We start from the raw sequence: 16,331 nt of genomic DNA, 5'->3' as shown, positions 1-16,331 counted from the left end.
ACCCCTGATGTTTATTTGGGTAACTACTAGGTGTGTTGAATCGGCCTCAGTTACAAACGGGCGCAAGTGCCCAAATGTCGCCCAAGCCTGTTTTGAAAGCGTTTGCGCGCCGAGGCCTTCAGCGCGCCCGGTTGCCGGGCACGGCGGTGGATTCGCGCACGATCAGGCGCGGCTCGGGCAGCTGCACGGTGGGCTTGTTGCCGGCCAGCAGGTCCAGCAGGGCCTGGGCGGCCAGGCGGCCGAGCTCGAAGCTGGCCTGGTGCACGGTGGTCAGCGGCGGCGTCTGGTAGGCGGCGCCGGCCAGGTCGTCGAAGCCGACGAGCGAGACGTCCTCGGGCACGCGCAGGCCGGCGCGGTGCAGGGCCACGGCGGCGCCGGTGGCCATCTGGTCGTTGCCGGCGAACACGGCGGTGAAGCGGCGCGGCCCGGCCAGCAGGCGCTCGGTGGCGCTGCGGCCGCCTTCTTCCTTGTAGTCGCCCGCCTGCACCAGCTCGGGGCGGAAGGGGATGCGCGCTGCCTCCAGCGCCTCCTGGTAGCCGGCCAGGCGCTCGCGCGCGTCGGCGTGGGTGGTGTCGCCGGCGATGTGCGCAATCTCGCGGTGCCCCAGTGAGATCAGGTGCTGGGTGGCCAGGCGCGCGCCGCTCTGGTTGTCGAAATCCAGCGCGTACAGGCCTGGACCCTTGAGGCTGCGCCCGCTCACCACGGTGGGCAGGGTCTTGGCCAGGGCCTTGAGCGGGGCGTCCGCCAGGCGGGCGTTGAGCAGGATCAGCCCGTCCACCCGCCGGCCGCGCAGGGTGTCCAGGCAGCGCTGTTCCACCTCGGCCTGCCAGTGGCCGCTGACGAACAGCGGGCTGTAGCCGGCCTCGCTCAGCGTGTCCTCGATGCCGCGCAGCGCGGCGCCGTAGAAGGGGCTGTCGATGAATTGGGTGATCACGCCCACGCTCATGGTGCGCCCGCCGGCCAGGCCGCGCGCGATCGGGTTGGGCACGAAGCCGAGCTCGGCAATGGCGCGGTCCACCGCGGCACGCTTCTCGGGGCTGACGATGGCCGTGCCGTTGAGGATGCGCGAGACCGTGCTGGGCGAGACCCCGCTGGCCTCGGCCACCATGCCGAGCGTGACGGGACCGCCCTTGGCGGCATTCTTCGGGGACGGGGTACGGGCCATGGCGGAACTGCGGGCCGCGGCGGGGCGGCGTTTGAAAGCGGTTGCGCAAGTCTATTGGAGTGGGCCGGCCGGGTGCCCGTGGCCGCTCAAAGCCGCCGGTTCAGCAGGGCTACCAACTCGCCGCTGGAGTGCACATCCAGCTTGGTGTGGATCTTCCGGACATGGTCGATGACGGTGGAGGGCGAGACCTGCAGGCGGCGCGCGATCTCGACCTGCGAGAGCCCCGCATGCAGCAGGCGGCAGACCTCGCGCTGGCTGCTGCTCAGGTCCAGGCCGGCCAGTGCGCGGTGCAGGCTCAGCGCCTCGGGTTCGTGATGGCGCAGGCTGATGTGCAGCTGCGCCGCGCCACCGCCCGGGGGCTGCAGCACGCAGGCTTCGAACACGAAGCGGCCCCAGCCGTTGTGCAGCTCCAAGCGCCCGGCCTGCGCCAGCGGGCCCTGCCATTGCCGCCACAGGGTCAGCAGGGCGGGGTAGTCGGCCAAGCGGGGCCGGCGCATCGCGCCGTCCGGGGTGATCTCGCCATGCGCCTGCAGCAGCAGGCGCGGAGCGTCGGCCGAGAGCTGGGTGATGCTGCCGTCCGCCGCCAGGCACAGAAAGGCCGGCGCCGCCGGCGAGGGGCGGTAGGCGCCCGGGGCCCCGGCTTGCGCCGCGCCTTCCTGCAGGCCGCGCGCCACATAGGGCAGCAGGCCCCCCAGCAGTTGCTCCTCGGCGGGGGTGAAGCGGCGCTCGCCAGGGCCGCGGTAGAGCACCAGCGAACCCAGCGGTGTGCCGTCGTCGGCGCGCACGATGCCCTCGATGCGGCTGTGCAGGCGCTGCGGCCGCCAGATCTCGTTGTAGTAGGCCGAGCGGTAGAAGTCCGCCTGCTCCAGCTCGGCCGCCCCGCGCACGCTGGGGCCGCCGGTCAGCGCCTGGCGGTAGGGTTGCATGCAGGCCGGTTCGGCGCGGTTGTGGAACTCCTCGAAATAGAGCCGGTTGATCTCCGGGTCGATCGGGCCTTCGAAGTAGTAGTGCAGCAGCCGGCCGTCGCGGTCGGTCCAGTCGAACAGGTTGCGGCTCGAAGGGATCAGCCCGTGCAGCGTCTCCAGCAGCGCTGGGATGAACACCTGGGGCGCCAGCCCCAGGCCCAGCAGCCCCTGGATGCGCGCTCGTTCGGCCGCATGCTTTGTGCCCATCGCCGTGCCCCCTGTTGTGGGGGTGATTGTGGGCAAGCGGGGCGCCACAGTCAGCCCCAGACGATGCCGCAAGACGACAGGGAGGTCGCATGCACGCTGTCGAAGAAGGTCTGCGCCGGGCCCCGATTGCCTCGACCGTGCGCATGCTGCTGCAGGCGCAGCGCGCCGGGCGCCATGTGGTGCGGGCGCGCTGCCGCGCCCAGGGCGACGGACATGGGGCGCCGGAGATGTGGCTGGAGCTCTTCGTGGAGGGCCAGCGCGAGGGCGCCACCGGCACCGTGCCCTGGCAGCGCGGCCTGCACGAGCTGGAGCTCAGCCTGACCCTGGTGCTGGAGGCCGGCGACAGCGTCGAGTTGCTGGCCCTGAGCGGGCACCGCCACGCCAGCGCCTGCAGCATCGAGCTGGACGCCATCCGCTCCGAGTTGCCGGCCAGCTTGTGCCTCGCGCCGGACGAGCAGCCCGCCGCGATGCCGACTTGATCTCACGCAAGGCCGGCGCGCGGCCGCAGGCCTAGTCTGGGCTTCTTCTGGTCGAGGAGAGTGCGATGAAGTCCGTGACCCTGTTGACCCTGACGACCCTGGCCCTGGCCGCCCTGCCCATGCACGCCGCCTTGGCGAGCGAGAAGCTGGCGCAAGAGAAACAGTGCATGGGCTGCCATGCCCTCAAGGACGAGGGCGCCGCGCCCGCGTTCAAGAAGATCGCCGCCGCCTGGAAGGGCCGCAAGGACGCCGAGGCGCAGATGGTGATCACCATCCGCGAAGGCAGCGCCGGCACCGGCGGGCCGCACTGGAACAAGGCCAAGATGCCCGACCAGTCCGAGCGCCCGCGCGTCAGCGATGCCGAGGCGCGCGAGCTGGCGCGCTGGATCCTGACGCTCTGAGCTTGCCCGGGTCGGACTAGCCCGGCCCGCTGCTGCGCGCAAAGCTGCGCGTCCAGGCCATCAGGTCCTGGTGCGCAGCGGCCTCGTGCTGGCCGCAGTGGCCGTCGCCCGCGGCGGGCTTGGGCGCGCTTGCGGCCTTGGCGGCCTTGATCGGCTTGGTGGCCACGCTGCCCGGCTCGGGTGCGCTGGGGCTGGCCACGGCCAGGCCGTCCAGGATGGCGCAGTGCGCGTGCTCGTCGCCTGCACAGGCCTGCACCAGCTGCTCCAGCGCCTGCTTCATGGTCTGCAGCTCCTGCAGCTTGTCCTCCAGCTCCTGCAGGTGCTGCTGGGCCAGCGCCTTGACCTCGCGGCTGCTGCGGTCGCGCTGGCTCCACAGGCCCAGCAGCCCGCCCACCTGCTCGATGGAGAAGCCCAGCCGGCGCGCCTGGCGGATGAAGCGCAGGATGGATACCTCGCGCGGCCCGTACTGGCGGTAGCCCGCCTCGGTGCGGATGGCCTCGGGCAGCAGACCGATCTGCTCGTAGTGGCGAATCATCTTGGCCGAGACGCCGGCGGCGTCGGCGGCCTCTCCGATGTTCAGCGGGCGGGGCATGGGGTTCTCCTTGGGGCGCAGGACGGGCGGATCTTCAAGCTTGCCACGGGGGCAAGCTCAAGGGGTGGGCGCGGGCGGATAACCCGCCTCGCGCAAGGCCTCGACCAGGGCCTGGGGGGCTTGCTCGCTCTGCACCTGGATGCGGCGCTCGCGCAGCTCGAAGTCGATGCGGCATTGCGGGTCCAGGGCCTTGAGCGCCTGGCTGACGCGGCTGGCGCAGTGGCCGCAGCTCATGTCGGGGAGGTGGAAGCTTGGCATGGCGAACTCCGTTCATGCGGTGGGTAGGAGGCTTCATGCTGAGCCTTGCCCCTGGGGCAAGCGCAAGCCCTAGAAGCGCTGCAGATAGCCGATGCCGAGCTGGGTGCGTGGACCGTTCGAGATCAGCGGACTGGCCGAGGGCAGCCCGCCGCGCTGCTGGCCCAGGTCGATGGCCCATGAACCTTGGCGCCCCGCCGCGAGGCTGGCGCGCAGCCCCCATTCCCATCCCTGCTGCGTACCGGGCGCAAAGGCCGGGCGGCCGGCGCGCGCCTCTGCGGGGCGCACACCGTAGTAGTAGCGGGCATGGCGGGCATCGCTGGCCGTCCAGGCCAGGCGCGGGCCGAACTGCCAGGCGCCGGCGTGCAGATGGGTGCTGGCGCCCAGGCGCAGGCGCTGGCCCTGGCTGTGGCCGCTGGCGTCGCCCAGCCACTCGGCGCTCAGGCGCAGCGGGCCGGCGCGCCCCTGGGTGGCCAGGCCGGCCCAGGCGCTGGCGCGGCGTTCGGCCAGGCCCTGCAGCGCGGCCGAATCGTCGGCCTCAAATCCCTCGGGGATCCAACGCAGGCGCAGGCGCAGATCCATGCCGGCCTGGCGGCCGAGCTTCAGGTCGGCCTGCGGGCCCTGGATGGCGAAGCGCGGGTGCTCGACGACGAGCAGCGGCAGCAGGTGGCGGCGGGCGGCCACGCCGCGGTAGGGCGACTCCTGGCTGACGGCGGCCAGGCCCAGGCTCCAGTGGCCGGGCTCGGGTGGGGTGGCCGAAACAGCGGCCAGCGGGGCACTCAGCAGGAACAACAGGGTCAGCGGGGCAGGGCGGGGCATGCGGGGCTCCAGAGGGTTGAAGCCGCCATGCTTGGGCCTGCCCTGCGGTCAAGGTCAAGGCGCGCGCAGCTGCGCCGGCGCCACGCCCAGCACGCGCTGGAAGCTGCGCTTCATGCGTTCGCTGTCACCCAGGCCGCAGTCGCGCGCCAGGGTTTGCAGCTGTGCGGCCGTGCCGGATTCGAGCGCGGCGCGCGCCGCCTCCACGCGCAGGCGCTCCACCGCCTTGGCGGGCGTCAGCCCGGTTTCCTGCACGAAGGCGCGCGCAAAGTGGCGCGGGCTCATGCAGGCCTGCGCCGCCAGACGCTCCACCGGCAGGGGCTCGTGCAGGCGCTGGCGCGCCCAGGCCAGCAGGGCCTCGAAGCGCGGGCCCTGCAGCCGGCCCAGTTCCGAGAACTGCGACTGCCCGCCGGGCCGCCGGAAATACACCACCAGGGCACGCGCGACGCGCCGTGCCGGCTCCTCGCCCAGGTCGGCGGCAATCAGGGCCAGCGCCAGGTCGATGCCGGCGCTGATGCCGGCGCTGGTCCAGATGGAGCCGTCCTGCACATAGAGGCTGTCGGCCTCGACCTGCACCGTCGGGTACTCGCGCTGCAGCTGCTCGGCGCGCAGCCAATGCGTGGTGGCGCGGCGCCCGTCCAGCAGGCCCGCCGCCGCCAGCAGCAGGCTGCCCGAGCACACGGAAGCCACGCGCGCCCCACGCGCCGCCACGCGCCGCGCCCAAGCGCGCAGGCCGGCGTCCTGCAGCGCCGCATCCACGCCGTTGCCGCCGGCCACCAGCAGGGTGTCCACCTGGCTGGGGCGGGGCAGGGCCTCGGCCTGCCAGGCCGGCCCGGCCGAGCTGGGCACCAGGCCGGGCTGGCGCGCCACCACCCGCAGGGCATAGCACCGGCCGGCGTACTCGAAGGCGCTCAGCGGCCCGGCCGCGTCCAGCAGCTGGAAGCCGGGGTAGATCAGCAGGCAGATGCGGTGTGTGGTCATGGCAGTAATTATGGAAACAAAGGCATGGCTGCCATCCCATGTCGGGACGATGCTGCACACCCTTCCTCCGTTTGCTGCCCTGCCATGACGACCCTGAACATCGGCTTCCTGCTCTTCCCCAACGTCACCCAGCTGGACCTGACCGGCCCGGCCCAGATGCTCGGCCGCCTGCCCGGCGCGCGTCTGCATCTGCTCTGGCAGGACCTGCAGCCCGTGCCCACCGATGCCGGCTTCTGCATCCTGCCCACCACCCGCTTCGAGGACTGCCCGGCGCTGGACGTGCTCTGCGTGCCCGGCGGCTTTGGCGTCGGCGCCCAGCTGGTGGACGCGCGCACCCTGGCCTTCCTGCGCGCGCAGGGCGCGCAGGCGCGCTACGTCACCTCGGTCTGCAACGGCGCCCTGCTGCTGGGCGCGGCCGGCCTGCTGCAGGGCTACCGCTCGGCCTGCCACTGGGCCTGGCGCCACCACCTGCCGCGCTTTGGCGCCATTCCGGTGGCCGAACGCGTCGTGCGCGATCGCAACCGCTTCTCGGGCGGCGGCGTCACTGCCGGCATCGACTTCGGCCTCACGCTGGCCGCCGAGCTCTGCGGCGCCGAGCTGGCGCAGACCCTGCAGCTGGCCTTCGAGTACGACCCCCAGCCCCCGTTCGACAGCGGCACGCCCGAGAAGGCCGGCCCGGAGCGCGTGGCGCGCCTGAGGGCCCTGCAGGCGCCGCGCTTTGCCGAGGTGGAACCGCTGATCGAGCGCGCCGCCGCGGCCCTGACCCAAGCCGCTTGACCTTCCCCTGAGGGCAAGGCCAACAGTGGCGGCCATTCACGGAAACGCTGAACAGGTCCCTGCGGGCGCGCCGCGACTTTTCGGGATGCTGGCCAAGGCGCGAGCCGCGGCCCAGGCTGGTGGCCTGGGCGAGGGTCGCAACGCCGGCCGGCGCTCGAAAAGTCGATGGCCCGCAGGGTTTGCGAGATAACCGGCCCGCTCGGTCGTTGGCGCGCTCGGCTGTCGGGCAGCGAGCCCGACCTTCGCGCGCCGCCTACGAGCCGGCCGGTTCTCTCGCAAACGCGCTCCGCAGGGACCTGTTCAGCGTTTCCATAACCCGGAGAACCGCCATGTCCGCCGTCCTGCCCCTCCCCGCAACCGGTCTGCCCACGCTGCGCCTGCCCATCGAGGGCATGACCTGCGCTTCCTGCGTGCTGCATGTGGAAAAGGCGCTGGCCGCCGTGCCCGGCGTGCAATCGGTCAGCGTCAACCTGGCCACCGAGAGTGCCGAGGTGCAGGGCCAGGCCGCGCAGGCGGCCCTGGTGGCCGCCGTGGAAAAGGCGGGATACAGCGTGCCGGCCGCAGCACCGGCCGCTTCGGCCAGCGCGGCCACGCCGCAGCGCGGCCTGGGCAAGGGCCTGGGCGAGGGCACCCGCATCCTCATCGCCGCCGCCCTCACCCTGCCGCTGGTGCTGCCCATGCTGCTGGCGCCCTTCGGCATCGAATGGGCACCGGCCGCCTGGGTTCAACTGCTGCTCGCCGCGCCGGTGCAGTTCTGGCTCGGCGCGCGCTTCTACCGCGGCGGCTGGAAGGCCCTGCGCGCCGGCACCGGCAATATGGACCTGCTGGTGGCTTTGGGCACCAGCGCGGCCTTCGGCCTGAGCCTGTACCTGATGAACGAGCATGCCGGCCACGAGGGCATGAATCATTTGTACTTCGAGGCCGCCGCCGTCGTCATCACCCTGGTGCTGCTGGGCAAGTGGCTCGAAGGCCGCGCCAAGCGCCAGACCACCGAGGCCATCCGCGCCCTGCAGGCCCTGCGCCCGCAGACGGCCCGCCTGGTGGGCGCCGCTGGCGAGGTCGAAGTGCCGATCGACCAGGTGCAGGTGGGCGATGTGGTGTTGGTGCGCCCGGGCGAACGCGTGCCGGTGGACGGCCTGATCGTCGAAGGCCGCAGCCAGGTCGATGAATCCCTGCTGACCGGCGAGAGCCTGCCCGTTCCCAAGCAGGAGGGCGAGCGCGTCACCGGCGGCTCCGTCAATGCCGAGGGGCGCCTGCTGGTGCGCACCACGGCCGTGGGCGCCGAGTCGGCGCTGGCGCGCATCGTGCGCCTGGTGGAAACCGCGCAGGCCAAGAAGGCCCCGATCCAGCGCCTGGTCGACCAGGTCAGCGCCGTCTTCGTGCCCGTGGTGCTGGGCCTGGCCGCGCTGACCCTGTTCGGCTGGGGCCTGGCCACCGGCCAGTGGGAACAGGCCATCCTGAACGCCGTGGCCGTCCTCGTCATCGCCTGCCCCTGTGCGCTCGGCCTGGCCACGCCTACGGCCCTGATGGCCGGCACCGGCGTGGCCGCACGCCACGGCATCCTCATCAAGGACGCCGAAGCCCTGGAGCTGGCGCACCGCATCGGCGTGGTGGCCTTCGACAAGACCGGCACCCTGACCGAAGGCAAGCCGCGCCTGCTGGCGCTGGAACCGATCGAAGGCAGCGCCGGCAGCCTGCTGCGCGCCGCCGCCGCCCTGCAGGCCGACAGCGAACACCCGCTGGCCCAGGCCGTGCGCAGCCAGGCCGAGCAGCAGGGCTTCGTGGCCCCGCGCGCCGAAGGCCTGCAGGCCGTGCCCGGGCGCGGCATCACCGGCCGTGTGGACGGGCGTGAACTGCACCTGGGCAGCCGCCGCTACCTGCTGGAACTGGGTGCTGAGCTGGCGCCGCACCAAGCCCTGGCCATGGCGCAGGAACGCCAGGGCCGCAGCGTCAGCTGGCTGGCCGAGCGCCGCGCCGATGGCAGCCTGCAGCTGCTCGGCCTGCTGGCCTTTGGCGACGCCCTCAAGCCCAGCGCCGCCGCCGCCATCGAAGCCCTGCATGCCGAGGGCGTGCAGACCGTGATGCTGACCGGTGACAACCGCGGCAGCGCCGCGGCCGTGGCCCAGCAGCTGGGCGTGGGCCGCTTCGAGGCCGAGGTGCTGCCCGAGCACAAGGCCGGCGCCGTGGCCGCGCTGCGCCAGCGCGGCGCCGTGGTGGCGATGGTGGGCGATGGCCTGAACGACGCCCCCGCGCTGGCCGCCGCCGATGTCGGCATCGCCATGGCCACCGGCACCGAGGTGGCCATGCAGGCCGCCGGCATCACCCTGATGCGCGGCGACCCGGCCCTGGTGGCCGACGCCATCGCCATCTCGCGCCGCACCTACGCCAAGATCCGCCAGAACCTGTTCTGGGCCTTTGCCTACAACGTCATCGGCATCCCGCTCGCCGCCTTCGGCCTGCTCAACCCCATGCTGGCCGGCGCGGCCATGGCCTTCAGCAGCGTCAGCGTGGTGGGCAATGCGCTGCTGCTGCGGCGCTGGAAGCGGGCTTAAGCCTCGCTTTTGTGCAGGCGCGCCGAGAGGCCATACAGCGCGAGCAGGCCCATCACGTGGCCGATCGCCACGCCCGGCTCGCCGGCCTCGATGCGGCCGATCGTCTGCACATGCACCCCGAGCCGGGCGGCAGCCGCCGCCTGGCCCTCGCCGGCCTGCAGCCGCGCCTGCTTGGCGGCCGCGCCCAGCGCCTTGATCGCGTCCAGCGCCGTGCCGTCAATCTCTGCCGAAATCCGTTTGCCTTGTGCCATTGGCGGATTGTCAGCCGGCCATCCCCGGCCTCAGCGCTCTTGCCGGCAAGCCGCGCCGCGCCAGCAACCAGGCCAGCCAGGCCGCGGCCACCAGGTCATAGGCCATGCAGAAGCCCGGCCAGCTGCGCGGCACGCCCGGGTTGTGCACCAGCAGGTGGTGCACCGCATCCATCAGCCCATGCCCGGCCAGGCCGGCCACCACCCACCAGAGATTGCGCCGCCAGCCCCACACCGCCAGGCCGATGAAGAGCGCGGCCACGCCCAGCTCGGGCAACAGCGGCTCGCCGCTGCTGCCGATGGCGGCGAACAGCAGGTAGTAGCTGGCGACGACGATCAGCACCGTTGGATAGAACACGCGCTCGCGGTCCATGCCCAGGGCGGAGGTGGCGGCGCCGACGAAGAGGGCGAGCGTGCTGCCGATGAGGAGTTCCATGGTCTGTCCCGGTGGGGGCTGGGGTGGGGCTGGGACGGACTGTGGCGGGGGGTGGGGCGGCAGGTGAAGGGATTGCGACCGGGGGTCGGGGGGTGTCCGGGAGTGGTGGTGGCGGGCGACCGAGTGGTGACTGCAGGGGCGACGCGCGCAAGCGCTTGGAGCGTCGATTCGGGGTGACCTCTCAGAGCCTGCTCCCCCTGGGCATGCCAGCCATGAGGAGACGAAAAATTCAAAACGCAGCGGATCATGCGGTGCTGCTCCCAGCGTGTGAGCGGAACTGGCGTAACTGCGATCAAAGGTTCAAATTGCGAACAGCATTGGTTGGCGCATCTTCGGGATTGAGCAGAGCATGAAAGGAAGCGAGCACCATGGATAGAGCTGCGGCCAGCGCGATTTCCAACTCACTCGAAGCAGCGATAGCTAGCCTGATGGAATCTTTGGCGCATGCGCAAGCAGCGTTGCCGCCAGCTGACTTCCCCGCCTATCAGAAGACGATCGGACTGACCGTCGGTAGGCTGTCGAACGAACTGCTTGACCCGATCTATGCGCAGCACCCGGACCTCGCCCCTCGGGGTGTCCTGTGAACGCTTTTCGATTCCACAGCCGTCGTGGGGCAGTGCTGGATGACTTTCAACGAACAGAGACCTGCCGATGAGCCGATCTGCTTGCCTTAGGTCCGCTGCATTGGTGCTTCTGGTGCTCGCAGCTCTCGCTGCGTGTACGAAGAAGCCCGCGAACATCTTCGAGGCCGTCGAACACGATGACCACGGCTACGTTGTTGATTGGCTGGAGGCTGGCGGCAATCCCAACACCCTTAGCCCCCGAAACGAAAGCCTCCTGTACATCGCTACGGGCCCACATGGTGGAAACAAGGTGCTCGCCGAACTCTTGAAAGCGTGTGCCGATCCCAACCTCGGTGCGTATGGGTACACACCTCTCATGAACGCGGCTAGCTGGGTCAATCTCCCGGGGGTCGAGCTCTTGCTCGCACATGGAGCAGATCCGCACCAACGCAATGCAGAAGGGGAAACAGCTGTTGAGCTGGTTGGTCTCTCTGGGGGGCGTGAGCAGCATGTCATTGCTAGGCTGAAGAAGGCGACGACGCAGGGAGCGCCTCACCCATCCACCCGGCGGGCATGTCAGGGCAGGCCACTCCGATCGGGTCAAGCGGCAAGCGGTGGGCGTTAGCCTTGCCGTCGAAGTACTCCAACTGCCCCACCGTTCGGTAGCCGCCCCCGACCCTTCCCGTATGCCCCCCGACCCTTCGTCGCACCCCGCTAGGGCTGCCGGCTCAAGCCTCCGACAGTGCGCCCATCGACGACATCCCGTCCTCGATGCAACGCAAAGGAAGCTGACCATGAACGACACCACCCCCTGCCCCTGCAGCGCCTGCCCCGGCACCGGCTGCACCTGTGGCTGCCAGACGCCCGCCGCCCAGACCGCGGCACCGTCGCATTGCGCCTGCGGCCCGGCCTGCCGCTGCGGCTCGGCCTGCGCCTGCCCGAAGGTCTGAAGACCGTGGACACCGACCGCGTTCGCCCGGCGCTGAGCTGCCGGGCGGCGCGGCGTCCACCCCCTGGGTCTGCATCCCTCGTCTTTTGCCCCTGAGCCCCTGAATGGAACCCTTCGTCTTTGCCTTCCTCGGCGGCCTGCTCGGCGCGCTGCTGATGGACATCACCGAGACCTACGCGGCCCGCGTGGGCGTGAGCAGCGGCGTCAACGTGGCCTTGATCGGCCGCTGGGTGCTGGGCTGGCGCGAGGGCCGGCTGCGCCATGCCGACATCCGCCAGGCACCGGCGCTGCCGGCCGAGACGGCGATGGGCTGGGCCTTTCACTTTCTGATCGGTGGCGGCGGCGTGGCCCTGCTGTACCCGCTGCTGTTCACCTCGCTGTTCGCGCTGCCTGCTGGGCTGGCGCCGATTCATCACTTGGTGGGAGGGCTGCTGTTCGGGCTGGCGACTTCGGTCCTGCCTTGGTTCGTGCTGCTGCCCTGCTTCGGCTGGGGCCTGTGGGGGCGGCGCGGGCCGCCGGGTTCGGATGCGCTGCTGGCGAGCACGGTGTCGCATTTGCCGTATGGCTTGGGGGTTGGGTTGGTGATGGCGTTTGCGAGCTAGCGTCGTGCGCGGCTTTGGCTCGTATCGACGCGGATCAGGCTTGCGCGTCGAACGGTGCGCGGTGGGGTGCGTGAGCGCCCGCCGGGCTTTCGTCCCGGCAGCCGACCTACTTTCTTGCTCGTGCAAGAAAGTAGGCAAAGAACACGGCCCCGATTCCGGCGCCCGGCCTGCGGCCGGGTTCCCTGCGCTGCGCGAAATGCTGGGCCGGCCCAAAACTCGCTGCGTTCGCTTCGCGCACTCCGCTCAGACAGTTGGGCCGAGTCAGTTGGGTGGGCGTGCGTGCCGCACGCCGCCCAGCATTTCTGTGCTGCTCGGCACCTGCATAGGGGCAGCAGCCAACAGCCAACAGCCGAATGCCGAACAGCCCGGACTTCAAACACGGTGCCGTTTCCCGGCTGTTGGCTGTCCGGCTGTTGGCTGCTCGCCCTTCGGAGCTGCCGAGCAGCACAGCGGCTTGGGGCGCGCGCGCAGCGCGCATCCACCTCTGGCCCAGGGCGGCCGTTCAAACGGAGAGAGCGCAGCGAACGCAGTGCGTTCCGCCCTGCCGCCCCAAGACGCGAGCAGCGCAGGGAATCACCGGCCGCAGGCCGGGGGCAGCGGAGCGGGCGCGTGTTCTTTGCCTACTTTCTTGCACGAGCAAGAAAGTAGGTCGGCTGCCGGGACGAAAGCCGAAGGCTTCGGCGAAGCCAAAACCCGGCGGGCTCTCTCGCAGGACTACACAAACGCAAAAGCAAGCAAGCGACCTACATCGGCCGAAACAAATACCCAAACGCCCGACTCACCTTCACCGGCCGCTCCAGCCCCCGCAAGCTCAAGCTGTAGTGCCCGATCTCATCCCGCGTGGCGCTGAGGATGCAGCGCGTGTTGACGACCACGCTGCGGTGGATCTGCTGGAAGTCGCTGGCGTCCTCGATGCGCGCCATCAGCTCGCGCAGGCTCATGCGCACCAGGGCCTCGCCGTGGGCGGTGACGACGTTGACGTACTTCTCGGTGGCCTCGAAGCAGATCACCTCGCTGACCGGGATCATGCGCACGGTGTTGCCCACGCCGGCGCGCAGGATCTTGATGCGCTCGGCGTCCGCCTCCGGTGCCGGTGCAGGCGCCAGCGACTGCACCCGCTGCATCAGCGCCGCGCGCGCATCAAGCGCCGGTGCCGCCGCCGCGCAGCGCTCGGCCAGGCGCTGCTGCAGGCGCTGCACGCACAGGGCCAGGCGCTCGGGGGTGGCGGGCTTGAGCAGGTAGTCCACCGCGGCGCGTTCGAAGGCCTGCAGGGCGAAGCCGTCGTGTGCGGTGACGAAGACGAACAGGGGTTGGGGGCGGTCGTCGGGCCAGTCGTCGGCCAGGGCCTCGGCCACTTCGAGGCCGCTGCGGCCGGGCATCTGGATGTCCAGGAACAGCAGCTCGGGCGTGTGCGCCAGGCCGAGCTCGATGGCCTGCAGCCCGTCCGTGGCCACGCCCAGCAGCTGCAGGCCGGGCCAGGCCTCGCTGAGCAGGCGGCTCAGGGTGCGCGCCAGCAGGGGTTCGTCCTCGGCAATCAGGGCGCGTGGGGCTGGGGCTTCGCTCATGACGGAATCCTCACTCGGGAGCACAGGCCTTGGGGTTGCAGCGGGCTCAGCGTCAGCGTGGCCGGGGGGCCGTAGGCGGCGCGCAGGCGTTCGCGCACATGCTGCAGACCATAGCTGCTGGCCGGGCCATCCAGCGGGCGCTGGAACTGGCCGTCGGCACCCAGGCCCAGGCCGTCGTCGCGCACCGTGATCTCGATGTGGGCGCCGTCGAGGTGCGCCTGCACCGTCAGGCGGCCGGGGCCGACCTTGGGTTCCAGCCCATGCTTGATGGCGTTTTCCACCAGGGGTTGCAGCAGCATCGCCGGTAGGGGCGTGGCCGCCAGCTCGGGCGGCAGCTCCAGCGTGTAGCTCAGGCGCGGGCCCATGCGCAGGGCCATGATTTCCAGGTAGGCGCGCAGCTGCGCGAACTCGGCCTCCAGCGTGCTGGCTTCGTGGCGCGAGGCCGCCAGCGTGGCGCGCAGGTAGGCGATCAGCTGGTCGATCATGTGTTCGGCCTGGCCGGCGTCCTCGCGCAGCAGGGCGCGCAGATTGGCCAAGGTGTTGAACAGCATGTGCGGTTCCAGCTGGGCACGCAGAAGGCGCAGCTCGGTCTCGGTGGCCAGGCGCTGGGCCTCGGCGCGCGCCCGCGCTTCCTGCGCCAGTTGTTCACGTGCCGCCAGGTAGTGCAGGCCGATGCCCCCTACCAGCAAGTGCACGACCACCGGCGCCAGGCGCGCCGCCCCTGTGCCCGTCAGGCGGAACGGCTCGCCCAGGAACAGCAGCGCCAGCGCGTGCCCGCCGATGTAGCCAAGCGGTATGGCCAGCGCGGCGGTCAGGGCCCAGGTCTGGGCGGGTCTCAGTCGGGTCAGCCGAGGCAGCCGCCGCATCAGCAGCGCCACGGCCAGCATGACGGCACCCACGCACTCGCTGAACACCAGCAGGCGCGGCAGGGTGTCCACGCCTGGGGCGGCGATCGAGAGACCGCCGGCCGCGGCGGCCCAGAGCAAGGCGTTGGCGCCGACCAGGCGAAGGGGGCTCGTGCCGGGGCTCATGACGCGCCGCGCATCCGGCCCAGGATGTGCGCGCTCATGCCGCGCGCCAGCTCGTATTCGTCCAGGAAGACCTCGCCCTGGCACTCCTGGCGCAACAGTGCGGCTTCCTCTTCGTTATGGCTGCGCAGCACCACTTGGATGCCGGGGTTCAGCGTGCGGGCCGTCTCCACCATCTGGCGCACGTTCACCGAATCGGGGATGGCCACCACCAGCATGGCGGCGCGGGCCACATGGGCCTGCACCAGCACCTCGGGGGTTTGCGCGTCGCCACTCACGGCGCTGATGCCCTGCGCGCGCAGCGCCTCCACGGCCTCGCGGTTCTGCTCGGCCACCACGAAGTGCAGGCCGTGGGCCTGCAGCTCGGCGGCGATGCGCCGGCCCACGGCGCCATGGCCCACCAGCACCACATGGCCGCTCAGGCGGCTCGGATCGGTGCTCTGCGGCAGCTCGGCCAGCGGGTCGTCGCGCAGCTCCAGCTTGCGCGCCAGGCTGGAGCGCGCCAGCACCCAGCGGCGCAGGGGGTCCACGGCGGCGAACAGGGCGGCATTGAGCGCGATGGAGATCAGCGCGCCGGCCAGGATCAGGCTCTGGCCTTCCACTGGCAGCAGCTGCAGCGCCACGCCCAGGCCGGCCAGGATGAAGGAGAACTCGCCGATCTGCGCCAGGCTCGCGCCCACGGTGAGCGCGGTGTTCAGCGGGTAGCGGAACAGCAGCACCAGGGCCACGGCGGCCAGGGTCTTGCCCAGCAGGATGATGGCCACCACGGCCAGCAGCTTGAGCGGTTCGGCCAGGATGACGGCGGGGTCGAACAGCATGCCCACCGAGACGAAGAACAGCACCGCGAAGGCGTCGCGCAGCGGCAAGGATTCATCGGCCGCGCGGTGCGCGAACTCCGACTCGCGCATCATCATTCCGGCGAAGAAGGCGCCCAGCGCGAACGAGACATCGAAGAGCTTGGCCGCGCCGAAGGCCACGCCCACCGCCACCGCCACCACGGCCAGCGTGAACAGTTCGCGCGAGCCCGTGCGCGCCACCCACCACAGCAGCTTGGGCAGCAGGCGGCGGCCCACCAGCAGCATCAGCGCGATGAAGGCGCCCACCTTGCTGAGCGTCAGGCCAATCGTGCCGAGCAGGCTGCCACCGCCGGCCGGTGCGGCACCGCCCAGCAAGCCCGCCACGGCGGGCAGCAGCACCAGCACCAGCACCATCACCAGGTCTTCCACCACCAGCCAGCCCACGGCGATCTGGCCGTTCACGGACTTCAGCAGGCCCTTGGCCTCCAGCGCGCGCAGCAGCACCACCGTGCTGGCCACCGAGAGGCTCAGGCCGAACACCAGCGCGCCGCCCAGGCTCCAGCCCCACCACAGCGCCAGGCCCATGCCCATGGCGGTGGCGGCGCCAATCTGCACGATGGCGCCGGGCACGGCGATGCGCTTCACGGCCATCAGATCCGCCAGCGAGAAATGCAGGCCCACGCCGAACATCAGCAGCATCACGCCGATTTCGGCCAGCTGCCCGGCCAGGCCCACATCGGCCACAAAGCCCGGCGTGGCCGGGCCGATCAGGATGCCGGCGAGCAGATAGCCCACCAGGGGCGGCATGCGCAGGTGGTTGGCCAGGAAGCCGAACACCATGGCCAGGCCGAAGCCGGCGGCGATGGTGGCGATCAGGCTGACGTCGTGGGGCATGGGCGGCAGTCGACCGGTGAGAGCAGGGGACGGCCGAGTGTAGGCAGCGGGTCTGCCTA

18 protein-coding genes are annotated in these 16,331 nt (G+C 71.1%); 7 read left to right on the top strand and 11 right to left on the bottom strand.

The window, feature by feature from the left end; translation table 11 throughout:
• Nucleotides 1–118: 118 nt before the first annotated feature.
• Nucleotides 119–1,165, bottom strand: coding sequence for a LacI family DNA-binding transcriptional regulator (locus I7X39_RS04785; RefSeq protein ID WP_198109822.1), 1,047 nt, complete (start codon nucleotides 1,163–1,165; stop codon nucleotides 119–121).
• An 86-nt stretch (nucleotides 1,166–1,251) separates the two neighbouring features.
• On the bottom strand, nucleotides 1,252–2,337 hold the full coding sequence (locus I7X39_RS04780; RefSeq protein WP_198109821.1) for a LuxR C-terminal-related transcriptional regulator: 1,086 nt from the start codon (nucleotides 2,335–2,337) through the stop codon (nucleotides 1,252–1,254).
• A gap of 89 nt (nucleotides 2,338–2,426) precedes the next feature.
• On the opposite strand from I7X39_RS04780, the gene I7X39_RS04775 reads away from it, so the two are divergent.
• Both I7X39_RS04775 and I7X39_RS04770 read left to right on the top strand, forming a co-directional pair.
• Entirely contained in the window at nucleotides 2,427–2,816 is a 390-nt protein-coding gene (locus tag I7X39_RS04775; protein WP_198109820.1) for a hypothetical protein, read from the top strand.
• Nucleotides 2,817–2,881: 65 nt separating this feature from the next.
• On the top strand, nucleotides 2,882–3,217 hold the full coding sequence (locus I7X39_RS04770; protein ID WP_198109819.1) for a c-type cytochrome: 336 nt from the start codon (nucleotides 2,882–2,884) through the stop codon (nucleotides 3,215–3,217).
• Between the two features lie 16 nt (nucleotides 3,218–3,233).
• Here the strand turns inward: I7X39_RS04770 and cueR are convergent, their stop codons facing one another.
• The 4 genes from cueR to I7X39_RS04750 all read right to left on the bottom strand — a co-directional run bounded on the left by cueR (nucleotide 3,234) and on the right by I7X39_RS04750 (nucleotide 5,861).
• Nucleotides 3,234–3,809: a Cu(I)-responsive transcriptional regulator gene (gene cueR, locus I7X39_RS23620; protein WP_310739855.1), complete on the bottom strand. Its 576-nt coding sequence runs from the start codon at nucleotides 3,807–3,809 to the stop codon at nucleotides 3,234–3,236.
• Nucleotides 3,810–3,866: 57 nt separating this feature from the next.
• A complete protein-coding gene (locus I7X39_RS04760; RefSeq protein ID WP_198109818.1) occupies nucleotides 3,867–4,067 on the bottom strand; it encodes a heavy-metal-associated domain-containing protein in 201 nt (66 codons plus the stop codon).
• Between the two features lie 69 nt (nucleotides 4,068–4,136).
• A complete protein-coding gene (locus tag I7X39_RS04755; protein WP_198109817.1) occupies nucleotides 4,137–4,883 on the bottom strand; it encodes a MipA/OmpV family protein in 747 nt (248 codons plus the stop codon).
• A 54-nt stretch (nucleotides 4,884–4,937) separates the two neighbouring features.
• On the bottom strand, nucleotides 4,938–5,861 hold the full coding sequence (locus I7X39_RS04750; RefSeq protein ID WP_198109816.1) for a GlxA family transcriptional regulator: 924 nt from the start codon (nucleotides 5,859–5,861) through the stop codon (nucleotides 4,938–4,940).
• 84 nt (nucleotides 5,862–5,945) lie between these two features.
• Between I7X39_RS04750 and I7X39_RS04745 the strand changes: the two genes are divergently transcribed.
• Both I7X39_RS04745 and I7X39_RS04740 read left to right on the top strand, forming a co-directional pair.
• Nucleotides 5,946–6,638: a DJ-1/PfpI family protein gene (locus I7X39_RS04745; RefSeq protein ID WP_198109815.1), complete on the top strand. Its 693-nt coding sequence runs from the start codon at nucleotides 5,946–5,948 to the stop codon at nucleotides 6,636–6,638.
• Nucleotides 6,639–6,967: 329 nt separating this feature from the next.
• On the top strand, nucleotides 6,968–9,190 hold the full coding sequence (locus I7X39_RS04740; RefSeq protein ID WP_198109814.1) for a heavy metal translocating P-type ATPase: 2,223 nt from the start codon (nucleotides 6,968–6,970) through the stop codon (nucleotides 9,188–9,190).
• Here the strand turns inward: I7X39_RS04740 and I7X39_RS04735 are convergent.
• A complete protein-coding gene (locus I7X39_RS04735) occupies nucleotides 9,187–9,441 on the bottom strand; it encodes a helix-turn-helix domain-containing protein (RefSeq protein ID WP_198109813.1) in 255 nt (84 codons plus the stop codon). The two genes, I7X39_RS04740 and I7X39_RS04735, sit on opposite strands and share 4 nt — an antisense overlap.
• Before the next feature lie 10 nt (nucleotides 9,442–9,451).
• Complete coding sequence (locus I7X39_RS04730) at nucleotides 9,452–9,874, bottom strand: hypothetical protein (protein WP_198109812.1); 423 nt, start codon at nucleotides 9,872–9,874, stop codon at nucleotides 9,452–9,454.
• Between the two features lie 651 nt (nucleotides 9,875–10,525).
• On the opposite strand from I7X39_RS04730, the gene I7X39_RS04725 reads away from it, so the two are divergent.
• From I7X39_RS04725 to I7X39_RS04715, 3 genes are all read left to right on the top strand, one after another.
• Nucleotides 10,526–11,062, top strand: coding sequence for an ankyrin repeat domain-containing protein (locus I7X39_RS04725; protein WP_198109811.1), 537 nt, complete (start codon nucleotides 10,526–10,528; stop codon nucleotides 11,060–11,062).
• Between the two features lie 169 nt (nucleotides 11,063–11,231).
• Nucleotides 11,232–11,387, top strand: coding sequence for a hypothetical protein (locus tag I7X39_RS04720; protein WP_198109810.1), 156 nt, complete (start codon nucleotides 11,232–11,234; stop codon nucleotides 11,385–11,387).
• A 103-nt stretch (nucleotides 11,388–11,490) separates the two neighbouring features.
• Entirely contained in the window at nucleotides 11,491–11,988 is a 498-nt protein-coding gene (locus tag I7X39_RS04715; RefSeq protein WP_198109809.1) for a DUF2938 family protein, read from the top strand.
• Nucleotides 11,989–12,731: 743 nt separating this feature from the next.
• Here the strand turns inward: I7X39_RS04715 and I7X39_RS04710 are convergent.
• From I7X39_RS04710 to I7X39_RS04700, 3 genes are read right to left on the bottom strand one after another with little or no spacing between them, the layout of a single operon-like run.
• Complete coding sequence (locus I7X39_RS04710) at nucleotides 12,732–13,553, bottom strand: LytR/AlgR family response regulator transcription factor (protein WP_198109808.1); 822 nt, start codon at nucleotides 13,551–13,553, stop codon at nucleotides 12,732–12,734.
• Nucleotides 13,550–14,584 carry a sensor histidine kinase gene (locus tag I7X39_RS04705; RefSeq protein WP_198109807.1) on the bottom strand — a complete coding sequence of 345 codons (1,035 nt, stop codon included), beginning with the start codon at nucleotides 14,582–14,584 and terminating at the stop codon, nucleotides 13,550–13,552. Before I7X39_RS04705 ends, I7X39_RS04710 begins: the two co-directional genes overlap by 4 nt.
• Nucleotides 14,581–16,272 carry a cation:proton antiporter domain-containing protein gene (locus I7X39_RS04700; protein WP_198109806.1) on the bottom strand — a complete coding sequence of 564 codons (1,692 nt, stop codon included), beginning with the start codon at nucleotides 16,270–16,272 and terminating at the stop codon, nucleotides 14,581–14,583. Before I7X39_RS04700 ends, I7X39_RS04705 begins: the two co-directional genes overlap by 4 nt.
• Nucleotides 16,273–16,331 lie beyond the last annotated feature (59 nt).

It is taken from the genome of Inhella proteolytica, from assembly GCF_016093275.1.
GTDB lineage: Bacteria > Pseudomonadota > Gammaproteobacteria > Burkholderiales > Burkholderiaceae_C > Inhella > Inhella proteolytica.
Note: the sequence above shows the minus strand (reverse complement) of the source record. Positions and strands in the feature narration are given on the sequence as shown.

Coding starts and splice junctions, on each gene's coding strand:
- I7X39_RS04750 (WP_198109816.1), bottom strand. CDS start 5,861: ATGACCACACACCGCATCTGCCTGCTGATCTACCCCGGCTTCCAGCTG.
- I7X39_RS04725 (WP_198109811.1), top strand. CDS start 10,526: ATGAGCCGATCTGCTTGCCTTAGGTCCGCTGCATTGGTGCTTCTGGTG.
- I7X39_RS04730 (WP_198109812.1), bottom strand. CDS start 9,874: ATGGAACTCCTCATCGGCAGCACGCTCGCCCTCTTCGTCGGCGCCGCC.
- I7X39_RS04735 (WP_198109813.1), bottom strand. CDS start 9,441: ATGGCACAAGGCAAACGGATTTCGGCAGAGATTGACGGCACGGCGCTG.
- I7X39_RS04705 (WP_198109807.1), bottom strand. CDS start 14,584: ATGAGCCCCGGCACGAGCCCCCTTCGCCTGGTCGGCGCCAACGCCTTG.
- I7X39_RS04720 (WP_198109810.1), top strand. CDS start 11,232: ATGAACGACACCACCCCCTGCCCCTGCAGCGCCTGCCCCGGCACCGGC.
- I7X39_RS04745 (WP_198109815.1), top strand. CDS start 5,946: ATGACGACCCTGAACATCGGCTTCCTGCTCTTCCCCAACGTCACCCAG.
- I7X39_RS04755 (WP_198109817.1), bottom strand. CDS start 4,883: ATGCCCCGCCCTGCCCCGCTGACCCTGTTGTTCCTGCTGAGTGCCCCG.
- I7X39_RS04780 (WP_198109821.1), bottom strand. CDS start 2,337: ATGGGCACAAAGCATGCGGCCGAACGAGCGCGCATCCAGGGGCTGCTG.
- I7X39_RS04710 (WP_198109808.1), bottom strand. CDS start 13,553: ATGAGCGAAGCCCCAGCCCCACGCGCCCTGATTGCCGAGGACGAACCC.
- I7X39_RS04785 (WP_198109822.1), bottom strand. CDS start 1,165: ATGGCCCGTACCCCGTCCCCGAAGAATGCCGCCAAGGGCGGTCCCGTC.
- I7X39_RS04715 (WP_198109809.1), top strand. CDS start 11,491: ATGGAACCCTTCGTCTTTGCCTTCCTCGGCGGCCTGCTCGGCGCGCTG.
- I7X39_RS04760 (WP_198109818.1), bottom strand. CDS start 4,067: ATGCCAAGCTTCCACCTCCCCGACATGAGCTGCGGCCACTGCGCCAGC.
- I7X39_RS04770 (WP_198109819.1), top strand. CDS start 2,882: ATGAAGTCCGTGACCCTGTTGACCCTGACGACCCTGGCCCTGGCCGCC.
- I7X39_RS04700 (WP_198109806.1), bottom strand. CDS start 16,272: ATGCCCCACGACGTCAGCCTGATCGCCACCATCGCCGCCGGCTTCGGC.
- cueR (WP_310739855.1), bottom strand. CDS start 3,809: ATGCCCCGCCCGCTGAACATCGGAGAGGCCGCCGACGCCGCCGGCGTC.
- I7X39_RS04740 (WP_198109814.1), top strand. CDS start 6,968: ATGTCCGCCGTCCTGCCCCTCCCCGCAACCGGTCTGCCCACGCTGCGC.
- I7X39_RS04775 (WP_198109820.1), top strand. CDS start 2,427: ATGCACGCTGTCGAAGAAGGTCTGCGCCGGGCCCCGATTGCCTCGACC.